General features: G+C 64.2%; 16 protein-coding genes and 1 tRNA gene. 12 read left to right on the top strand and 5 right to left on the bottom strand.

The genetic code is table 11. The features are described from left to right. Positions 1 to 26: 26 nt before the first annotated feature. On the bottom strand, positions 27 to 692 hold the full coding sequence (locus tag LQ954_RS12500) for an RBBP9/YdeN family alpha/beta hydrolase (protein ID WP_227772570.1): 666 nt from the start codon (positions 690 to 692) through the stop codon (positions 27 to 29). A 180-nt stretch (positions 693 to 872) separates the two neighbouring features. Here LQ954_RS12500 and LQ954_RS12495 point away from each other — a divergent pair, with 180 nt between their 5' ends. The 5 genes from LQ954_RS12495 to proC all read left to right on the top strand — a co-directional run bounded on the left by LQ954_RS12495 (position 873) and on the right by proC (position 3,894). After that, complete coding sequence (locus tag LQ954_RS12495; protein ID WP_231023427.1) at positions 873 to 1,607, top strand: TlyA family RNA methyltransferase; 735 nt, start codon at positions 873 to 875, stop codon at positions 1,605 to 1,607. A gap of 119 nt (positions 1,608 to 1,726) precedes the next feature. Beyond that, positions 1,727 to 2,248: a TspO/MBR family protein gene (locus LQ954_RS12490; protein WP_231023426.1), complete on the top strand. Its 522-nt coding sequence runs from the start codon at positions 1,727 to 1,729 to the stop codon at positions 2,246 to 2,248. A gap of 25 nt (positions 2,249 to 2,273) precedes the next feature. Next, a complete protein-coding gene (locus LQ954_RS12485; RefSeq protein WP_227772567.1) occupies positions 2,274 to 2,540 on the top strand; it encodes an accessory factor UbiK family protein in 267 nt (88 codons plus the stop codon). 46 nt (positions 2,541 to 2,586) lie between these two features. Beyond that, a complete protein-coding gene (locus LQ954_RS12480) occupies positions 2,587 to 3,093 on the top strand; it encodes a YbjN domain-containing protein (RefSeq protein WP_227772566.1) in 507 nt (168 codons plus the stop codon). Positions 3,094 to 3,099: 6 nt separating this feature from the next. Further along, positions 3,100 to 3,894 (top strand): pyrroline-5-carboxylate reductase, encoded by a 795-nt coding sequence (gene proC, locus LQ954_RS12475; RefSeq protein ID WP_231023425.1) that lies wholly within the window; start codon positions 3,100 to 3,102, stop codon positions 3,892 to 3,894. Between the two features lie 182 nt (positions 3,895 to 4,076). On the opposite strand, the gene LQ954_RS12470 is transcribed toward proC, so the two are convergent. Beyond that, entirely contained in the window at positions 4,077 to 4,583 is a 507-nt protein-coding gene (locus LQ954_RS12470) for a MarR family transcriptional regulator (protein WP_227772564.1), read from the bottom strand. A gap of 63 nt (positions 4,584 to 4,646) precedes the next feature. Here LQ954_RS12470 and LQ954_RS12465 point away from each other — a divergent pair, with 63 nt between their 5' ends. From LQ954_RS12465 to LQ954_RS12435, 7 genes are all read left to right on the top strand, one after another. After that, entirely contained in the window at positions 4,647 to 5,738 is a 1,092-nt protein-coding gene (locus LQ954_RS12465) for a branched-chain amino acid aminotransferase (RefSeq protein ID WP_231023424.1), read from the top strand. A 46-nt stretch (positions 5,739 to 5,784) separates the two neighbouring features. Next, positions 5,785 to 5,859 (top strand) — tRNA-Gln (locus LQ954_RS12460). Between the two features lie 208 nt (positions 5,860 to 6,067). Beyond that, the gene (locus LQ954_RS12455; RefSeq protein ID WP_231023423.1) at positions 6,068 to 7,006 is read left to right on the top strand and encodes a LysR family transcriptional regulator; all 939 of its coding nucleotides are present in this window, start codon (positions 6,068 to 6,070) and stop codon (positions 7,004 to 7,006) included. 62 nt (positions 7,007 to 7,068) lie between these two features. Beyond that, positions 7,069 to 7,296, top strand: a complete 228-nt coding sequence (locus tag LQ954_RS12450; protein WP_231023421.1) for a hypothetical protein — start codon at positions 7,069 to 7,071, stop codon at positions 7,294 to 7,296. Positions 7,297 to 7,367: 71 nt separating this feature from the next. Next, positions 7,368 to 8,378, top strand: a complete 1,011-nt coding sequence (locus tag LQ954_RS12445) for a D-cysteine desulfhydrase (RefSeq protein ID WP_231023420.1) — start codon at positions 7,368 to 7,370, stop codon at positions 8,376 to 8,378. Continuing rightward, positions 8,378 to 9,088, top strand: a complete 711-nt coding sequence (locus tag LQ954_RS12440; protein WP_231023419.1) for an aspartate/glutamate racemase family protein — start codon at positions 8,378 to 8,380, stop codon at positions 9,086 to 9,088. Before LQ954_RS12445 ends, LQ954_RS12440 begins: the two co-directional genes overlap by 1 nt. Positions 9,089 to 9,363: 275 nt before the next feature. Further along, complete coding sequence (locus LQ954_RS12435) at positions 9,364 to 10,641, top strand: M20/M25/M40 family metallo-hydrolase (RefSeq protein WP_227772558.1); 1,278 nt, start codon at positions 9,364 to 9,366, stop codon at positions 10,639 to 10,641. Positions 10,642 to 11,018: 377 nt separating this feature from the next. Here the strand turns inward: LQ954_RS12435 and LQ954_RS12430 are convergent, their stop codons facing one another. The 3 genes from LQ954_RS12430 to LQ954_RS12420 all read right to left on the bottom strand — a co-directional run bounded on the left by LQ954_RS12430 (position 11,019) and on the right by LQ954_RS12420 (position 16,605). After that, a complete protein-coding gene (locus tag LQ954_RS12430; RefSeq protein ID WP_231023418.1) occupies positions 11,019 to 11,813 on the bottom strand; it encodes an esterase/lipase family protein in 795 nt (264 codons plus the stop codon). A 101-nt stretch (positions 11,814 to 11,914) separates the two neighbouring features. After that, complete coding sequence (locus LQ954_RS12425; RefSeq protein WP_415837143.1) at positions 11,915 to 13,372, bottom strand: efflux transporter outer membrane subunit; 1,458 nt, start codon at positions 13,370 to 13,372, stop codon at positions 11,915 to 11,917. Then, positions 13,369 to 16,605: an efflux RND transporter permease subunit gene (locus tag LQ954_RS12420; RefSeq protein WP_231023417.1), complete on the bottom strand. Its 3,237-nt coding sequence runs from the start codon at positions 16,603 to 16,605 to the stop codon at positions 13,369 to 13,371. The genes LQ954_RS12425 and LQ954_RS12420 overlap by 4 nt, the downstream gene beginning before the upstream one ends.

Genomic DNA, 16,605 nt, shown 5'->3' with positions numbered 1-16,605 from the left:
GGCGAGTAGTCGATCCCGCCTTCTACTCAGGCGTGGATGCCGGACGGAGACCCAGCTGAGGCCTGCGCCAATATCGCACGAGCGTCTCCAGGCGCCCGAACCTCGCCGTGCGGGCCACCAGAGGCGGCGATGACCCGCTCCAGCAGTTCCTGCCCATCCGGCCACCAACCAAGCCCGCTCGCAGCGTTGAGGTGACCCTGCGCACCGGCGTCGACGAAGTGGCTGCCCCAATCCGCGGCAAGACTGTGCGCACGATCGATCTCGATCCAGGGGTCATCGGTACTCGCCACCAAGATCGAGGGAAACGGAAGCGGCGTGCGCGGTGCCGGCGCAAAGGTCGACAGTTCGGGCGGTATGCCGGCGCGATCGACATCGGCAGGGGCAACCAAAAGCGCACCGGCCACTGGCCAGCCATAGGGCTGCGGGCTCAGTGAAGCCCACCAGGCGATCGCTTGGCAGCCGAGGCTGTGGCCCACCAGGATGACGGGAGCCTTTGCCTGCGCAATTGCCTGATCCAGTTTGGTCACCCAGGCATTGCGGTGGGGGGTGTCCCACATGCCCAGTTCCACGCGGCGGGTATCCAGCCGTGATTGTTCCCAGAGGGTCTGCCAATGCGTTGGCCCGGAGTTGCCCAGGCCAGGAACGGTAAGAACGCTGGGGTTCAGCCCAAGCGAGGACGAATAATGGCCCATGGATGGGTGCTCCTCTTCGTCGGCGAGGCCGCGTTACCGGTGCTCTAGGGGGACGCCCGGCATCGCGACCTCGCTACGTCAACTATACCCTACTAAATCCATAGGCAATAACTCAGTTCCGAGCCGAAGACGGAGCGAGCGGCGCTTGCGACGAAGCGCTCGGCGCCCGATAGGGACCCAATGCCAAAGGTTCGCGCAGACCAATTGCTTGTTGACCGGGGACTCGCCGAGTCGCGCACACGCGCCCAGGCGCTGATCATGGCCGGCCTGGTTTTTAGCGGCGATCGGAAGGTGGAAAAATCCGGGCAGACCCTCCTGAACGACGCGATTATCGACGTGCGCGGGCGCGATCATCCGTGGGTTTCACGTGGTGGCATCAAGCTGGCGCACGGGCTGGAACACTTCCGGTGGGATGTTGCCGGAGCCATCGCGATCGACGTTGGCTCTTCGACGGGAGGCTTCACCGACGTGCTGCTCACCCGCGGGGCGACCCGGGTATATGCAGTCGACAGCGGCACCAATCAGCTCGCCTGGAAGCTTCGGCAAGACGAGAGGGTCGTGGTTCACGAGCAGACCAGCGCACGCCTGCTCACGGCGGACCACGTGCCGGAGCCAGTCGACCTGATCGTCTGCGATGCTAGCTTCATCAGCATCGCCAAGGTTCTCGACGTGCCTCTTGGCTTCGCCAAGCCGCACGCCCGAGCGATGACTTTGGTGAAGCCGCAGTTCGAGGCCGGGCGAGAGGAAGTGGGGAAGGGCGGCGTGGTCCGCGACGAGGCCGTCCGCCGTCGAACATGCGACGAAGTGGCTGACTGGTTTGAGGGCAGGGGCTGGCACGTCCAGGGGGTGGTGGAGAGCCCGATCACTGGGCCGGAAGGCAATGTGGAGTTCCTGCTCGCCGCTGTCCGTAATTGAGGCGATTGCCGCCCACACAGACGATTCCACCGGTTTACCCGTTCGGCGCGGCGTGATTATGCCGGGGAAACGAGGATGGAGGGCTTGTGGGGGGCATCGCGTCGAGGGAGCAGTTGCGGATGTCCTATGCGCGATGGGCACTGCTTTGCGTGCCGCTCATCCTGCTGCTGGGATTCCTGTCGGGCCGCAGTGTGCCGTCGGGCGAGGATAGCGCCTGGTATCAGTCGCTTGCCAAACCCGCGCTGACGCCCCCCGACGCCCTGTTCCCGGTTGTGTGGACGGCGCTTTACATCATGCTCGGTCTGGCACTGGCCATGATCCTGAACGCGAGGGGAGCGCTCGGCCGCCGGCTTGCCGTTGGCCTGTTTTCGGCAGCGTTCGGCCTGAACCTGGCTTGGACTCCGGTGTTTTTCGGCGCACATCGGATTGGATCGGCCTTGTTGGTTCTGATCCTGATGCTCGTTCTGGCAATCGCCACCACGGTCGCTTTTGCGCGCATCCGACCATGGGCCGGGTGGTTGATGGTGCCCTATCTCGTCTGGATCAGCTTCGCCGGTGTGCTGACATGGCGGATCGGGCAGCTGAACCCTGACGCGCAGGCTCTTGTGCCCGGCGCTCGAACCTCCCAAGTCATCGGTTGATTCTCTACCCGAAAGGCTTGGCTCCATGCAGTCCGAAAACCGGCTGTTCGACGATCTGGTGAAGTTCATGAACGGAGCCGCTGGCACCGTTGCAGGCGTGGGGCGCGAAGCGCAGGCCGGCGCGCGCGAGCGGGCTCGCGAATGGATCGGCGGACTGGATTTCGTCAGCCGCGAGGAATTCGAGGTCGTGAAGGCGATGGCGGTGGCCGCGCGGGACGAGGCGGATGCGCTGCGTGCGCGGCTGGACGCCATCGAGGCACGGCAGCAGGCCGATTCATCCACAATCGGCTAAGCTGCGTGCTTTGCGTCATGACCCCTTCCCGTGCGATAAGGCGGTGATGCTCGACGAAGCCGATAACGAACACGAACCCGAAGCTCCGCTGGACATGCTCGAGAGCTATTTCTCGGCGCATGGCTGGTCCTATGACCGGCATGAAGACGAGATCAGCGCCAGCATGAAAGGCAGCTGGACCGATTATGAGCTGCGCGCGCTCTGGCGTGAGGAAGACGGTGTCCTGCAGTTCCTGACCTTCCCAGACGTGAAGGTTGCGGAGCACGCGCGTCCTGCGATTTACGAGACCATCGGCCTCGTGAACGAGCAGCTCTGGCTGGGGCATTTCGAGCTTTGGTCGTCCAGCGGCATCCTGCTGTATCGGCACGCAACGCTGGTCGATCAGTCCGAAGACGAGGCGACCCTGTCGCTGGAGGCGGCACAGGTGCTGGTCGATACCGCCATCGACGAATGCGAGCGGTTCTACCCGGTGTTCCAGTTCGTGTTGTGGGGCGGCAAGTCCCCCCGCGACGCCATTGCCGCCGCGCTGATCGAAACACAGGGCGAGGCTTAAAGCATCATGACACTGCCGAAGTCGCTCTGGCTCGTCGGAGCCGGGAACATGGGCGGCGCCATGCTGCGCGGCTGGATCGCAGCGGGCCTCTCACCCGCTGCGGTGACGGTGGTCGATCCCGGGGCGCCGACGGTGCCGGAGGGGGTGAACCTCATTCCGGCGCCGGCGGGCCAGGCACCGGAAGTGATTGTCCTCGCCGTAAAGCCGCAAATGCTGGACGCGGTGGCGCCGACACTCGCCGGCGTTCGTCCGGCCTTGCTGCTGTCGATCCTCGCGGGCGTGGAGGAAGCTGCGCTGGAAACGCGGATCACCGCCGAGTCCGTCGTTCGTGCCATGCCAAACCTGCCGGTGGCGATTGGGAAGGGCGTAACCGCGCTCCACGCCGCCAAGTCCACGGATCAGGCGCGCGCGATCGCGGAGGCGCTGGTGCTGCCGCTCGGGAAAGTCGAGTGGATTGGCGACGAGGCGATGTTCGACGCGGTGACGGCGCTGTCCGGTTGCGGGCCGGGCTTCGTGTTTCGCTTCATCGACGCTCTTGCCGCCGCCGGAGCTTCGCTGGGCCTGCCGGCCGATCAGGCGGCGCGGCTGGCGCTTGCCACGGTGGAAGGCTCCGCAGCGATGGCTGCGGGGGCAGGGGAGAGCCCGGCGACATTGGCAGATCGGGTCGCGAGCCCGGGCGGCTCCACGCGGGAGGGACTTAACGTCCTTGATCGCGGGGACGCACTGCAAGCGCTGATGAAGGCGACGTTGGCAGCCAGCCGCCAACGGAACGCGGAACTCGCGGCTGCCGCGCGGAACTGAACCGCGGCGGCTTGTCGGGATACTAGACTGCGAACGGATGAAGCGTCCGATCAGTCGCTCTCCCGCTGGCCGCAGCGGGTTGGATCGCCCCCGCACCGCCGCCAAATGCTGCTTGGAACGAGCAAGTCAGAATGTCTGGTGGGCCTGCCGCAGGAACGCCGCGCGCACGTCGGAACGCTGCCTCAGCCGCGTAGCGCTTCGACCCGCGGGCGCTCTTCCTCTGGCACCAGACCTTCAAGCACGGCCCAGAACCCGCTGACGGCGCCCTGGCCGGCCTCCGAATAGGCCGCGGCGAATCGCTCACGCAGCGCGTTGTACAGATCGGCCTCGAATGCCTCGCCTTCCTTGGTGAGGCGAAGAAGCCGCTGCCGGCGGTCTCGCTCGCCCGGACGCGCCTCGACATAGCCGCGGTCGGTCAGCTCGCCCAGCACGCGGCCAAGTGACTGTTTCGTGATGCCGAGCAGCGCCAGTAGATCGGACACCGCCATGTCCGGCTTTCGAGCGATGAAATACAGCGCGCGGTGATGCGCCCGTCCCATCCCCTTGCGGGCCAGGCCACGATCGATCGAGCGCGTGACATGAGTGCTCCCGAAATAGAGCAGCTCGATGCCGCGCCGAATCTCAGGCTCGCGCAGGAAGAGCGGGGATGCGGAGGAGGGTGTGGCAGCCATGTTGACCGGCATTGCCATCCGCCCTACCCGACCGCAACCCTCTCAACGGCGCGTAATGTCGTGCCCTCCAGGAGCTTCCACTTGTCGACTCCCGCTCCCTTCGTTTTCGAGCCAAACCCCGCGCCGGTTCCGGCATCCGAGCGGGTCGGTCGCATCGCGGACCCGGCGTTCGGGCGGGTCTTCACGGATCACATGGCGCTGGTGCGCTGGTCCGAGGAGAAGGGCTGGCATGATGCGAAGATCACGGCGCGCACGACGCTGACAGTCGATCCCGCAACGGCAGTGCTCCATTATGCGCAGGAGATTTTCGAGGGTCTGAAGGCGTATCGTCATGACGACGGCAGCGTTGCGCTGTTCCGTCCCTATGCCAATGCTGCCCGGTTCCGCGATTCGGCCCGTCGCATGGCGATGCCGGAACTGCCGGACGACCTATTCATCGGTTCGATCGAAGCACTGGTGAAGGCCGATGCCGACTGGTTTCCCTCTGTAGAGGGCGGCTCGCTATACCTTCGCCCGTTCATGATCGCCAGCGAGGTGTTCCTGGGCGTGAAGCCGGCGGGCGAGTATCTCTACATGGTGCTCGCTTCTTCAGCCGGATCCTATTGGAAGGGCGGGGTTCGCCCCGTCTCGCTGTGGGTGAGCCACGATTATTCGCGTGCTGCGCCCGGTGGCACCGGCGCCGCCAAATGCGGCGGCAATTACGCCACCAGCCTGGTGGCTCAGCAGGAAGCGATCCGCCGTGGCTGTGACCAGGTGGTTTTCCTCGATGCGGCCGAGCGCCGCTGGATCGAGGAACTCGGCGGCATGAACATCTTCTTCGTGTTCGAGGACGGATCGATCCAGACGCCGCCACTGACCGGCACGATCCTTCCCGGTATCACCCGCGACTCGATCTTACAGATGGCGCGGGACGCCGGGCTCACCGTGCGGGAGGAGCTGTATTCGATCGAGCAATGGCGTGCCGATGCGGAAAGCGGACGTCTGACGGAAAGCTTTGCGTGTGGCACGGCAGCCGTGGTGACGCCCATCGGGAAGGTGTCGGGCCCTGATTACAGCTTCACCATCGGTACCGGCGGCACGGGGCAGACCACGAAGCGCTTCCTCGATACGCTGACCGGCATTCAACGCGGTCACTTGGCCGATCCGCACAATTGGCTTCACCCGATCCTTTGAGGTGATTGCACTTCGCGCCGGCTCGTTATAGGGCCGCGCGCTCTGCTGGGGCGTCGCCAAGCGGTAAGGCACCGGTTTTTGGTACCGGCATTCGCAGGTTCGAATCCTGCCGCCCCAGCCAGACAATCAGCGGTTATCGCCGTGCGGTACTCTCCGTCACCGGATCGCTTGCGCATTTGCCTGTCTCGACACCGCCTTAGTGGACACGGACACGGACACGGACACGGACACGTCAGGGCTGGTCTCGCGCGCGGCGTTTCTGTTATCGACCTGTCATAAATAGAACTACGTACGCAGCAGGGACGGAACGCGACAGGTCCGGGGGCGCCATGAATCTCCGTCATATCGAAGTTTTCCACGCCGTTTATTCGGTCGGGTCGATCAGCGGTGCCTCGCGCCTGCTCAACGTTTCGCAGCCCTCGGTCAGCAAGATTGTGAAACACGCCGAGTCCCGACTGGGATTCCCGTTGTTCACGCTGGTTCGGGGGCGGCTGACGCCGACCGAGGAAGCGCACATCCTGTTCCGTGAGGTGGACGATCTGCATAGCCGGATCGACACCTTTCAGCGCGCCGCCCGCAACCTCCGCTCCACGTCGGAGGGGAATATCCGCGTCGGCGTGCTGCCGTCACTAGCGCTGGCAATGGCGCCGCGCGCGATCGCTGCCTTTCGCCGCAAGCTGCCGCGGGTGACGTTCGAGGTGTCCGCGATCCACCATGATGATTTCCGTGAGGCGCTGGTCTCCCGGGACTGTGATTTCGTGATCGGGCACCAGGGATCCACAGACCCGGACATTGCATCGGCACGGCTGGGCGCTGGGCGGGTAGGGGCACTCTTCGGGGCGGGACTGCTCTGTAGCGAGTTGTCGTCGATCCCGCTGGACCTGCTTCGCGAGCATGAGATCATCGATCTTGCGCCCAGCGTGGCGATTGCGGATCTGGTGTCGCCAATCCTCTCGCGCGCGACCGGCAACTCGCCGGGTATCCAGGTCAAGTCGGTCTATATTGCGGCGGCACTCGCCCGTAGCGGTGCTGGCGTGGCGATCGTGGATGAGTTCACGGCCGAGGCCTTTGTCGGGCCGGACCTTCATTTCCGGCCGGTGGCGCCAGCGGCTGAGTTCGAACTGTCGGTCCAGCATCTCGCCACGCATCCACTGTCGCGGCTCGCGCGCAGCTTCCTTGATCTCATGCGCGAGATGATCCGTACTCGGCCCGCAGACGTGACCCCACACGTCAATTGCCTAAATGCTATGGCTGCCTGCCAACACTGAAGGGTTGTGCCTGTAGGTCGGATGATGTGAGTCTTTCCCGTCTGTCTGGAACGGGGGAGCACATGATCGATCGCGCGTATGTGGCTGGGATCGCCGATGCGTTTCCTGTTGCCAGTGCGGCGCACGCTCGTCCGCTGGCGGCGGATACGCGCAATCAGGTGCCGGGGGAGGCTGGCCCCAAGAAGTTGAAGGACATTGGCTTCACGCTGACCATGGGCGTGGTCGGCGAAGCGACCGCCTTTGTTGCCAGTTATCGCGCTGGCGCTGCGGCAATGGCGCAACAGCAATAGATCATCGGAACACAGCAGCCTGGAATGACGATCCCGCCCAGGCATTGGACCAAGAGCAGGAGTTTGACACCATGAACCTCGCGAAGTTCGCGCGCCGCCGCTACACGCCGGGCGCCACCGCGATCGAAGCCATGCCGCACCTGACCAAGGCGCTCGGCGGGGCGGAACTGTATATCAAGCGCGACGACCAGCTTGGCCTGACCGGCGGCGGCAACAAGACGCGCAAGCTCGAGTTCCTCGTGGCCGAGGCTCTGGCCCAGGGGGCGGACACGCTGATCACCGTGGGCGCAGTGCAGAGCAATCACTGCCGCCTGACGCTTGCCGCCGCCGTTCGCGAGGGGCTGAAGTGCCGTCTGGTGCTCGAACAGCGTGTTCCGGACAGCTATGACCGGAACGCGTCGGGCAACAACTTCCTCTTCGACCTGCTCGGCGTGGAGGCGGTCACCGTCGTGAAGCTGGGTGACGATCTGCAAGCGGCGATGGAGAAAGTTGCCGCTGAGCTCGAGGCCGAAGGGCGCAAGGGCTACATCATCCCGGGCGGTGGCTCCAATCCGCTGGGAGCGCTTGGCTATGTCGCCTGTGCCGAAGAGATCTTGGCGCAGTCTTTTGCAAGCGGCATCGCCTTTGACCGCATCGTCGTGGCGAGCGGAAGCGCCGGGACCCATTCCGGGATCGTCGCTGGCCTGATCGGCAACAGTGCCGGCATTCCGGTGACCGGTATCAATGTGCGGCGTCCGCGCGCGGAGCAGGAAGGCAATGTCCATAGGCTGGCGGTTGCCGTCGGCGAGCTGGCGGGGGTTGTCCCCGAAATCACGCCCGACGCAATCGAGTGCCGGGACGAGTGGGTCGGGCCGGGCTATTCGCTCCCGACGGCTGAAATGATCGAAGCGGTGCGGATGTTCGCTTCTCTTGAAGGTGTGCTTCTCGACCCGGTTTATACGGGCAAGGCGGCAGCCGGCCTGATCGCGCTGGTGCGGTCCGGAGAGATCGCAAAGGGCGAGCGGGTATTGTTTGTTCACACGGGCGGATCGCCTGCGCTTTATGCCTATCAACCCGTGCTGACCGGCGCGGTGGCGATCTGATGACGGCCCTGCCGCTGACCATTGGCGTGCTCGGCGGCATGGGGCCGGCGGCCACGATCGACTTCATGGCCAAGGTGTTGCGTCATTCTCAGGCAGGCGCCGCGCGCGAGCAGGACAATGTTCGGCTGATCGTGGACAGCAATCCGTCTCTGCCAGATCGCAATGCCGCCGTTGCCGGAACCGGCCCTTCGCCGGCGCCAGGGCTCGCGGCCATGGCGCGCGGCCTTGAGGCGGCGGGCGCACAGGTGCTGGTGATGCCCTGCAACGCGGCCCACGCCTTTGCGGATGCGGTTAAGGAGGCCACGCCGCTGCCGTTCCTTCATCTGGTGGAGGAAACGGTGGCCGCGGTGACGAGCGACCATGGACAGGCACGCCGGATTGGCGTGCTGGCCGTGAATGGGGCGGCGGAAGCCCGGCTCTATGAGCGTGCACTTGAGGCACGCGAGTTGCAGCCCGTCGTTCCCGACCAGGCGACCCGCGCTGCGTTCATGGAGGCGGTGTGGCAGATCAAGGCAGGCGATCTCGCACGCGGGCGGGAAGGTGTTCTGGAAGCGGCGATGCGCCTGATCGAGCAAGGGGCAGAGGTGATCATCGCGGGTTGTACCGAAGTGCCGCTGGTGGTCGGACCAGAGGATCTGCCCGTCCCTTTGATCGACTCAACTGACATTCTGGCCCAGCGGGCGGTCGAATTTGCGCGAGGTGCAGCATAGGTGTGGTGCTTAGGCCGACCTGAAGGCGCTGAACCGATACTGATCGATGACGCGGCCGACGAATTATGCCGAGGGCCTTCTATCGCGAGGTTGGTGACCTGGGCACCGGCATGGCGACAGACCTTAGCGCTTTCGTGTCCGTCAACAACCTGATGGGCAAGTGTGGTGGGAGCGGGTCAGTTCGCCAGCCATCAATTGAGATTTCTATGCCTCGACGGGACCGCATACGGCGGGCATCAACGGACGAAATGGTTTTCAGTGAGGGGGTCGCACCGATGAAGAGACTGATGACGCTGGCGCTGCTGGCGGCCACGGCGGCTATGCCGGCAAGCGCGATCGCGCAGAACAGGGATGCCGAGGCGAAGAAGCTGCTCGCCAGCCCGAAATTTGCCGCGGCGAAGGCGAAGCTCGCGGCCGATCACGAGCGGATCGTGGCTGACGTGATCAAGCTGACCGAAATCGCAGCGCCGCCCTTCAAGGAAGCGAACCGCGCGGCAGCCTTTCTGGAGATGCTCCGGGCGGAAGGGCTGACGGATCTCACGACCGACGCGGAGGGCAATGTCTATGGCATGCGCAAGGGTTCGGGTGGCGGGCCGCTGATCGTTATCACTGCGCACCTCGACACCGTCTTTCCAGAAGGCACCAACGTGAAGGTGCGGCGTGAGGGCAATATGCTCTACGCGCCCGGCGTGGGCGACGATACGTCCAGCTTACCAGTCCTGCTTGCCTTCATTCGGGCGATGAACGCGGCCAAGTACACCACGAAGGCCGATATCATCTTCATGGGCAACGTGGGGGAGGAGGGGCCAGGCGACCTGCGCGGCACCCGGCACCTGTTCACGAAAGGCCCGCTGAAGGACCGGATCAACTATTTCATCTCGCTGGAGCCTGGCCGCGCAGGCCGGATCACCAATGCGGGCGTGGGCTCCAGACGGTACAAGGTGACGTTCACCGGGCCTGGCGGCCACTCCATGGGCGACTTCGGCATCGTCAACCCGGCCTATGCGATGGCCAATGCGATGGTGGAGTTCGGCAAGATGAAGGTGCCGAGCGAGCCGCGCACCGTCTACAATATCGGGCTTTTGGAAGGGGGAACGTCCGTCAATTCCATTCCCTTCTCCACGGCAATGACAGTGGATATGCGCTCCGTCGGCAAGGCGGAGCTTGATGCCGAGGAACAGGCGTTCCTCGCGATCCTGCCGCGGGCGGTGGAGGCTGAGAATGCCGCACGCTCAACGGCCAAGGGCAAAGTGGCATTTGAGGCGAAGAAGGTTGGCGACCGGCCGGTCGGCACGACAGCGACCAATGTCGACATCGTCCAGATCGCCACTGCAACGACGAAGGCAGCGGGGTTCACGCCGTCCTATGGCGCTGGATCGACCGACTCCAACATCCCGATGAGCCTTGGCATTCCCGCAGTGACACTTGGTTCCGGCTTTCAGACGCAGCGCGCGCACTCGCTGGAAGAAGCCATGGTGATCGACAAGGAAAAGGACGTGGAGAGCATGGCGGTGAGCCTCGCAACATTGCTGATGCTCTCCGGCGCGAAGTAAGCGAGGAGCAAGGACCGTGCATTGATCCTGGCGGCGATCGGACTGTCGCTCCTGATGATGACGGGAGGCCAAAAGTCCGATCGCGGCCGATCACCGACCCGGCAAACGTCTTCAAGGCAACGCGGGTCGAAGCATTTCCCAGTCGATTACAACTGTATCGCGAACTGGCTTCAGAACGGTTCCCAGCACAACCGGTGGGCGAGGCTCGCCAGCATCCGCAAGACACCCGCCGCGGCGAAGCAAGCAAGTTCGATTACTTCATCGCCAAGGACATCTACAACGTGGAGAGCCACAGGCGATCCTTCCGCAAATCGCGGCCGCTATGCCCTTCCAGCAGGTCAACTCGGTAGTAAGGCAGGCCGGCGCGGCCAGTGCAGTCAGATGTGGCCGGAGCTGGGATAAGCGACCGCGCGGAACACGCCGCGCCGGTCGAAGGGTTTCCAGCCATCTTCTGGCTGAGCAAGCCGATCTGCAATCGCGTAAAGAACGGCAGGGTTGACGGGCAGGCCGAAATGGCTGCCGAATACTTCGATATTGTCGCTGGTTGCGTAATGCGGTTCGACACAGTTCGCCCAGGGAACAATGCCGTCGTCGCGGCTCCAGATTGCGGTGGATGGTACCGGTAGTGGCGTTTCGCCCTCATGAAGATAGGCGCGGGCGCTATCGCCATCGACCTTTTGGCCGGTCAGGAACTCATACATGCGCCACACGCGCGTGTCTCTGGGCGCTCCAGCAAAGGGGGCGCCGAGCGTGATGACCTGGCGCACGCGTTCAGGCACGCGACGGCAGACGGCACGGGCCATGATCCCGCCAAGGCTCCATCCGATGAGACTTACGCGCCGTTGCTGACGATCGTAGATCGCCTCGACCCGTTGGATCAATCGTTCGCCCTCGTTCCCGATCGAGCGAGGGCCGCGATTTCGGCCAAGCGCCCACCCATGTGCATCGTAGCCGAGGCGTCGAAGGTAACTGCGCAGGACATGCGTAGCCCGGTCCGAGGCGTTGAAGCCCGGGATGACAAGTACCGGATGTCCGTCGCCACGAGGCACGCTGGCGAGTGCCGGTGCAGCCCAGGGGAGCATGCCGAACTCGAACAGCGCACGGGGTATCTCCGTCAGTCCCAGGAGCGGCGACGGCCGCTTTCCCGATCGTTTTGCTGGCGAGTCAGCCATCCCGGTTCGCCCTTCGTTGAGCCACAAGCACCGGGCAACAACGTGCTGCCAGGTGCGTGGTTCTGCAAGGCCGCCCGGAAACACGCCCGCGACGATCAGACCTATGGCTGTTGAGGTGACACAAGCGCGGGCGCGGGCACGGCGCCCGTGGGCGCCACCGCAAGCTGCGAATCTCCGCCCAGGGCGCGATACAGCGTAACGAGATTGGTCGCGCGGATCAGCCGCGTCTGCACTAGCGACTGTTGCGCCGCGTAGAGAGAACGCTGGGCGTCCAAAGAGGAAAGGAACGTATCGATACCCCCGCGATAGCGCGCCTCAGTCAAGCGCAACGTGTCGGCGGCGGCAGCGGTGAATCGTTCAGTGGCAGCGAGTTCCTCAGTGATCGTGCCGCGGCGGGCCAGTGCATCCGCTACCTCCCGGAACGCGGTTTGAATTGCGCCTTCGTAATTGGCGAGTGCCGCGCGCTGTTGCGCTTCCGTCTGTGCCACGCCGGCGCGCCCGGCTCCGGCACGAAATAGCGGATAGGCGAGATTGCCGCTGGCCGTCTTGGTAAGGGAGTCGCTTTCCAGCAGGGATGAGAGGGCGGTACTCGCGAGGCTGAACAGGCCGGTGAGCGAGATAGTCGGGAACAGCGCTGCCCGCGCGGCACCGATCTCGGCGTTGGCAGCGCGAAGCTCATACTCCGCTTGCACCACGTCCGGGCGCCGCAGCAATATTCGGCTGTCGAGCCCCGCCGGCAATTCCGCTACCGTGGTCGCAGCCTTTTCAATCGGGGGCGGCAGAAGGGCTGGATCGATGGGCGCGCCGACCAGCAGTTGCAGCGCGTTCAGATCCTGCGCCAGAGCCGTGCGCTGGCTGGCGATATTCGCTTCCGCGTTGGCCAGCGTCTGCTCGGCCTGCCGCAGGTCGGTTCTGGGGGCGACACCTCCTTCAACGCGCGCTCGCGTGAGTGCGACGGAGCGCTGCGCCACCGCGGCTGTGTCCTCGGCAAGCTTCAGCAGGCTTTGGTCGGCAGCATGGGTGAGCCATGCGCTCGCTATGTCGCCGGTCAGGGTCAGACGAACAGCGCGCGCGGCGGCCTCCTGGCCAAAGTAGCGAGCAAGGGACGCGTCGCTGAGCGAGCGAACGCGGCCGAACAGGTCAATCTCGAAGGCATTGACGCCGAGCGACGTCTGGTAGGTGGTGCCGCGGACCGCGAACGCGCCACCGGCGGCTCCTGCGCCAACCTCCCGGCGAGTGGCGGTGGCGCCGACATCGACTTGCGGGAACAACTCCGCGCGCTGAATGCGGTATTGCGCGCGGGCGGCTTCGATGTTCGCCACGCTGACCCGCAGATCGCGGTTGTTCGCCAACGCCTGATCGATCAGGCGCTGCAATCGAACGTCTTTGAAAATATCGCGGTAGGTGACGCTGGGCAGAGTCGCTTCGGCCTGGCTCAGGTAAGCGTCGCCGGTCGGCCATGAGGTAGGAACCGGGAGGTCCGGCCGGACATATTTGGGCGCCATGCTGCACCCGGCGAGTGCGCTGCCAAGCAGCAGGGACAGGACTGCACGCATCACGATTGCTCCAGCCGCGGCGTGCCCGTGGGCGGCTCGTTCAGCCCCTCTGGCGGATGGAAGCCGGGCTCCTCGCCGCGCACCTTCGCCATCGCGTCCCGGAAGCCGCGGCGAACCAGCACGAAGAACAGGGGAATGTAGAAAATCGCCAGGACCGTCGCGGTGAACATGCCGCCGATCACTGCGGTGCCAATGGCAATGCGGCTGTTGGCGCCCGCGCCGGTAGAAAGCGCCAGCGGCAGCACGCCGAAGATGAATGCGAGGCTGGTCATGAGGATCGGACGCAGGCGGATGCGTGCAGCGGTCAGCGCAGCATCGATCACCCGAGCGCCCTTTCTTTCCTCCTGCTCGGCAAATTCGATCATCAGAATGGCGTTCTTCGCCGCCAATCCCATGGTCGTGAGCAGGCCGATCTGCAGGTAGACATCGTTTGTCAGACCCCGCAGCGTCACAAACGCCACTGCACCGATAAGACCCAGCGGAATGACGAGCAGCACCGCGAGCGGGATGGACCAGCTTTCATAGAGCGCCGCGAGGCAAAGAAAGACCACGATGATCGAGAGCCCGTACAGCAGCGGGGCCTGACCCGAGGACAGCCGCTCCTGATACGAGATGCCCGCCCAAGCGACGCTGGTGCCAGGAATCTGGCTGGCCAGTTTCTCGATCCGTGCCATGGCTTCACCCGAGCTTCCGCCGCCCGATGCCTGGCCCTGGAATTCGAAGGATTGAATGCCGTTGAAGCGGGAGACGGTGGTGGGGGCCTGAGACCAGCTGGTCGTGGCGAAGCTGGAGAACGGCGCCATCTGGCCGTTCGAGCCGCGAACGAACCATTGGTATAGCGAGTCCGGATCATCGCGGTACGGCGCGTCACCCTGCACATAGACGCGCTTCACACGACCGCGGTCCACGAAATCATTGACGTACCGGCCGCCCCACGCCGTCGACAGCGTGGTATTGACGTCTGTCTGCGAGATGCCGAGCGCGGCAATTCGCTGGGGATCAGTATTCACGCGAAGAGTGCCGATGTCAGGCAGTTCGCTCAGCCGCACGCCGGTGAGGCCAGGATCCGCATTGGCAAGCGCCAGAAGCTTGTCGCGCGCGGCCGCGAACTCCTGCGTGCTCAGCCCGCCAGTGTTCTGAAGCTCCATCGTGAAGCCTTCGGACTGACCGAGGCCGCGGATGGCAGGCGGGATGAGGGCGAACACCTGAGCATCGCGAAACGCCCGGAATGCACCGGCGGCACGGGCAACGATCGCATCCGCAGTGTTCTCCTTGCCCTTACGTTCGGCCCAATCCGTCAGGGAAATGAAGCCCTGACCCGTATTCTGGCCCGACGCGCCGCCCCCGCCGCCCGAAACGGTCAGCATGGTGCGAATATTCGCCTTCTCATATTGCTGGAAGTAGCGTTCGACCGACTTTTGCACCTCTTCCGTGCGCGCACGCGTGGCGCCGGCCGGCAAACGGAACTGAACGGTGGCACCGCCCTGATCCTCCGTTGGGAGAAAACCAGTGGGCAGCCGCAGGAACAGAACCGCTAGCAGGGCCACCACCAAGAGATAGACACCGAGGAACAGCCACTTGCGATCGACCACGCGAGCGACCCAGCCGACGTACCGCTCCGTTCCGCGTTCGAAGTTGCGGTTGAACCATTCGCTTGCGCGCGTCAGGCGGGATGAGACGCCTGAAAACCGACGCTCGAACCACCCCTTGTTTTGATCGGCGCCCCTGCTGTGTCGTTGTTTCAGCAGCGTAGCCGTGAGCGCCGGGGACAGGATGATGGCCACCGCGACGGACAGCACCATGGCGGAGATGATCGTCAGCGAGAACTGGCGATAGATGACGCCGGTCGATCCCCCGAAGAACGCCATCGGCAGGAATACGGCCGAAAGAACAAGCGCGATGGCGACAAGTGCGACGGTGATTTCGCGCATCGACTCAATCGTCGCCTCGCGCGGCGTCATGTCAGGATTCTCTTCGAGGAGGCGCTCAACGTTCTCCACGACCACGATCGCGTCGTCCACCAGCAATCCGATGGCGAGCACCAGACCAAACAGCGTCAGCGTGTTGATCGAGAACCCCGCCAGATAGAAGATCGCGAACGTTCCCAAGAGCACCACGGGAACGGCGATCGTCGGGATGAGCGTCGCCCGCCAGCTCTGAAGAAAGACGAACATCACGATCACGACGAGAATGACCGCTTCGATCAGGGTCTTCACGACCTCCTCGATCGACAGCTTGATGAAGTCAGTCGAGTCATTCGCATAGGCAACGCGGATGTTCGGCGGGTAGGTTTTCGCGATGCGCGCGATTTCCGCCTTCACCAGCTCGGCGGTCTCCAGCGCGTCGGCGCCAGGCGCGAGCAGGATTGCAATGCCAGCACCCGGGTGACCGTTGATGCGGCTGCTCGCGTTGTAATTCTCCGAGCCGAGTTCCACTCTGGCCACATCGCCAACCCGAACCGTGCCGCCGGACGGAAGCGTCTTCAGGATGATGTCCCGAAACTGCTGCGGCGTTTGGAGCCGGGACTGGGCCGTCACCGTCGCGTTCAGCATCTGTTCGGAAGGCATTGGTTGTCCGCCGATTTCACCGGCGGCGACTTCGGTGTTCTGCGTCTGGATCGCAGAGACAACGTCGCCTGGCATCAGCTGATAGCTGGCAAGGCGTGCCGGATCGAGCCAGATGCGCATCGCATATTGTGAGCCGAAGACGTTCGTATCGCCCACGCCCTGAACACGGCCCAGGGGATCCTGCAATGTCGAGGTCATCAGATCCGAGACGTCGCGGTTCGTCATCTGATCGCTGCTGTCATAGACGCCAGCGATCATCAGAAAGTCCGGATTGGACTTCCGCACCACCACCCCCTGCTGCTGCACTTGTGCCGGCAGCCGGGTGATCGCCTGTTGAACCTGATTTTGAACCTGGACCTGCGCGATGTCGGGGTCGGTGCCCTTCTCGAAGGTGGCTGTGATCGAGACCGAGCCGCGCGAGGTGGAAGAGGAGGAGAAATACAGCAGTCCGTCGATACCGGTCAGCTGCTGTTCAAGGATCTGAGTGACAGAGTTTTCAATCGTCTGCGCGTTCGCGCCCGGATAGTTGGCGCGGATCGAAACCTGAGGCGGCGCAACGTCAGGATATTGCGCGATGGGCAAGCCCAGGATCGCGCCGGCGCCGGCCATCATGACGATGATGGCAAGCACCCAGGCGAAGATCGGTCGATCAATGAAAACGCGCGACAC

Source organism: Sphingomonas sp. IC-11 (assembly GCF_021043365.1).
Lineage (GTDB): Bacteria > Pseudomonadota > Alphaproteobacteria > Sphingomonadales > Sphingomonadaceae > Sphingomonas.
Note: the sequence above shows the minus strand (reverse complement) of the source record. Positions and strands in the feature narration are given on the sequence as shown.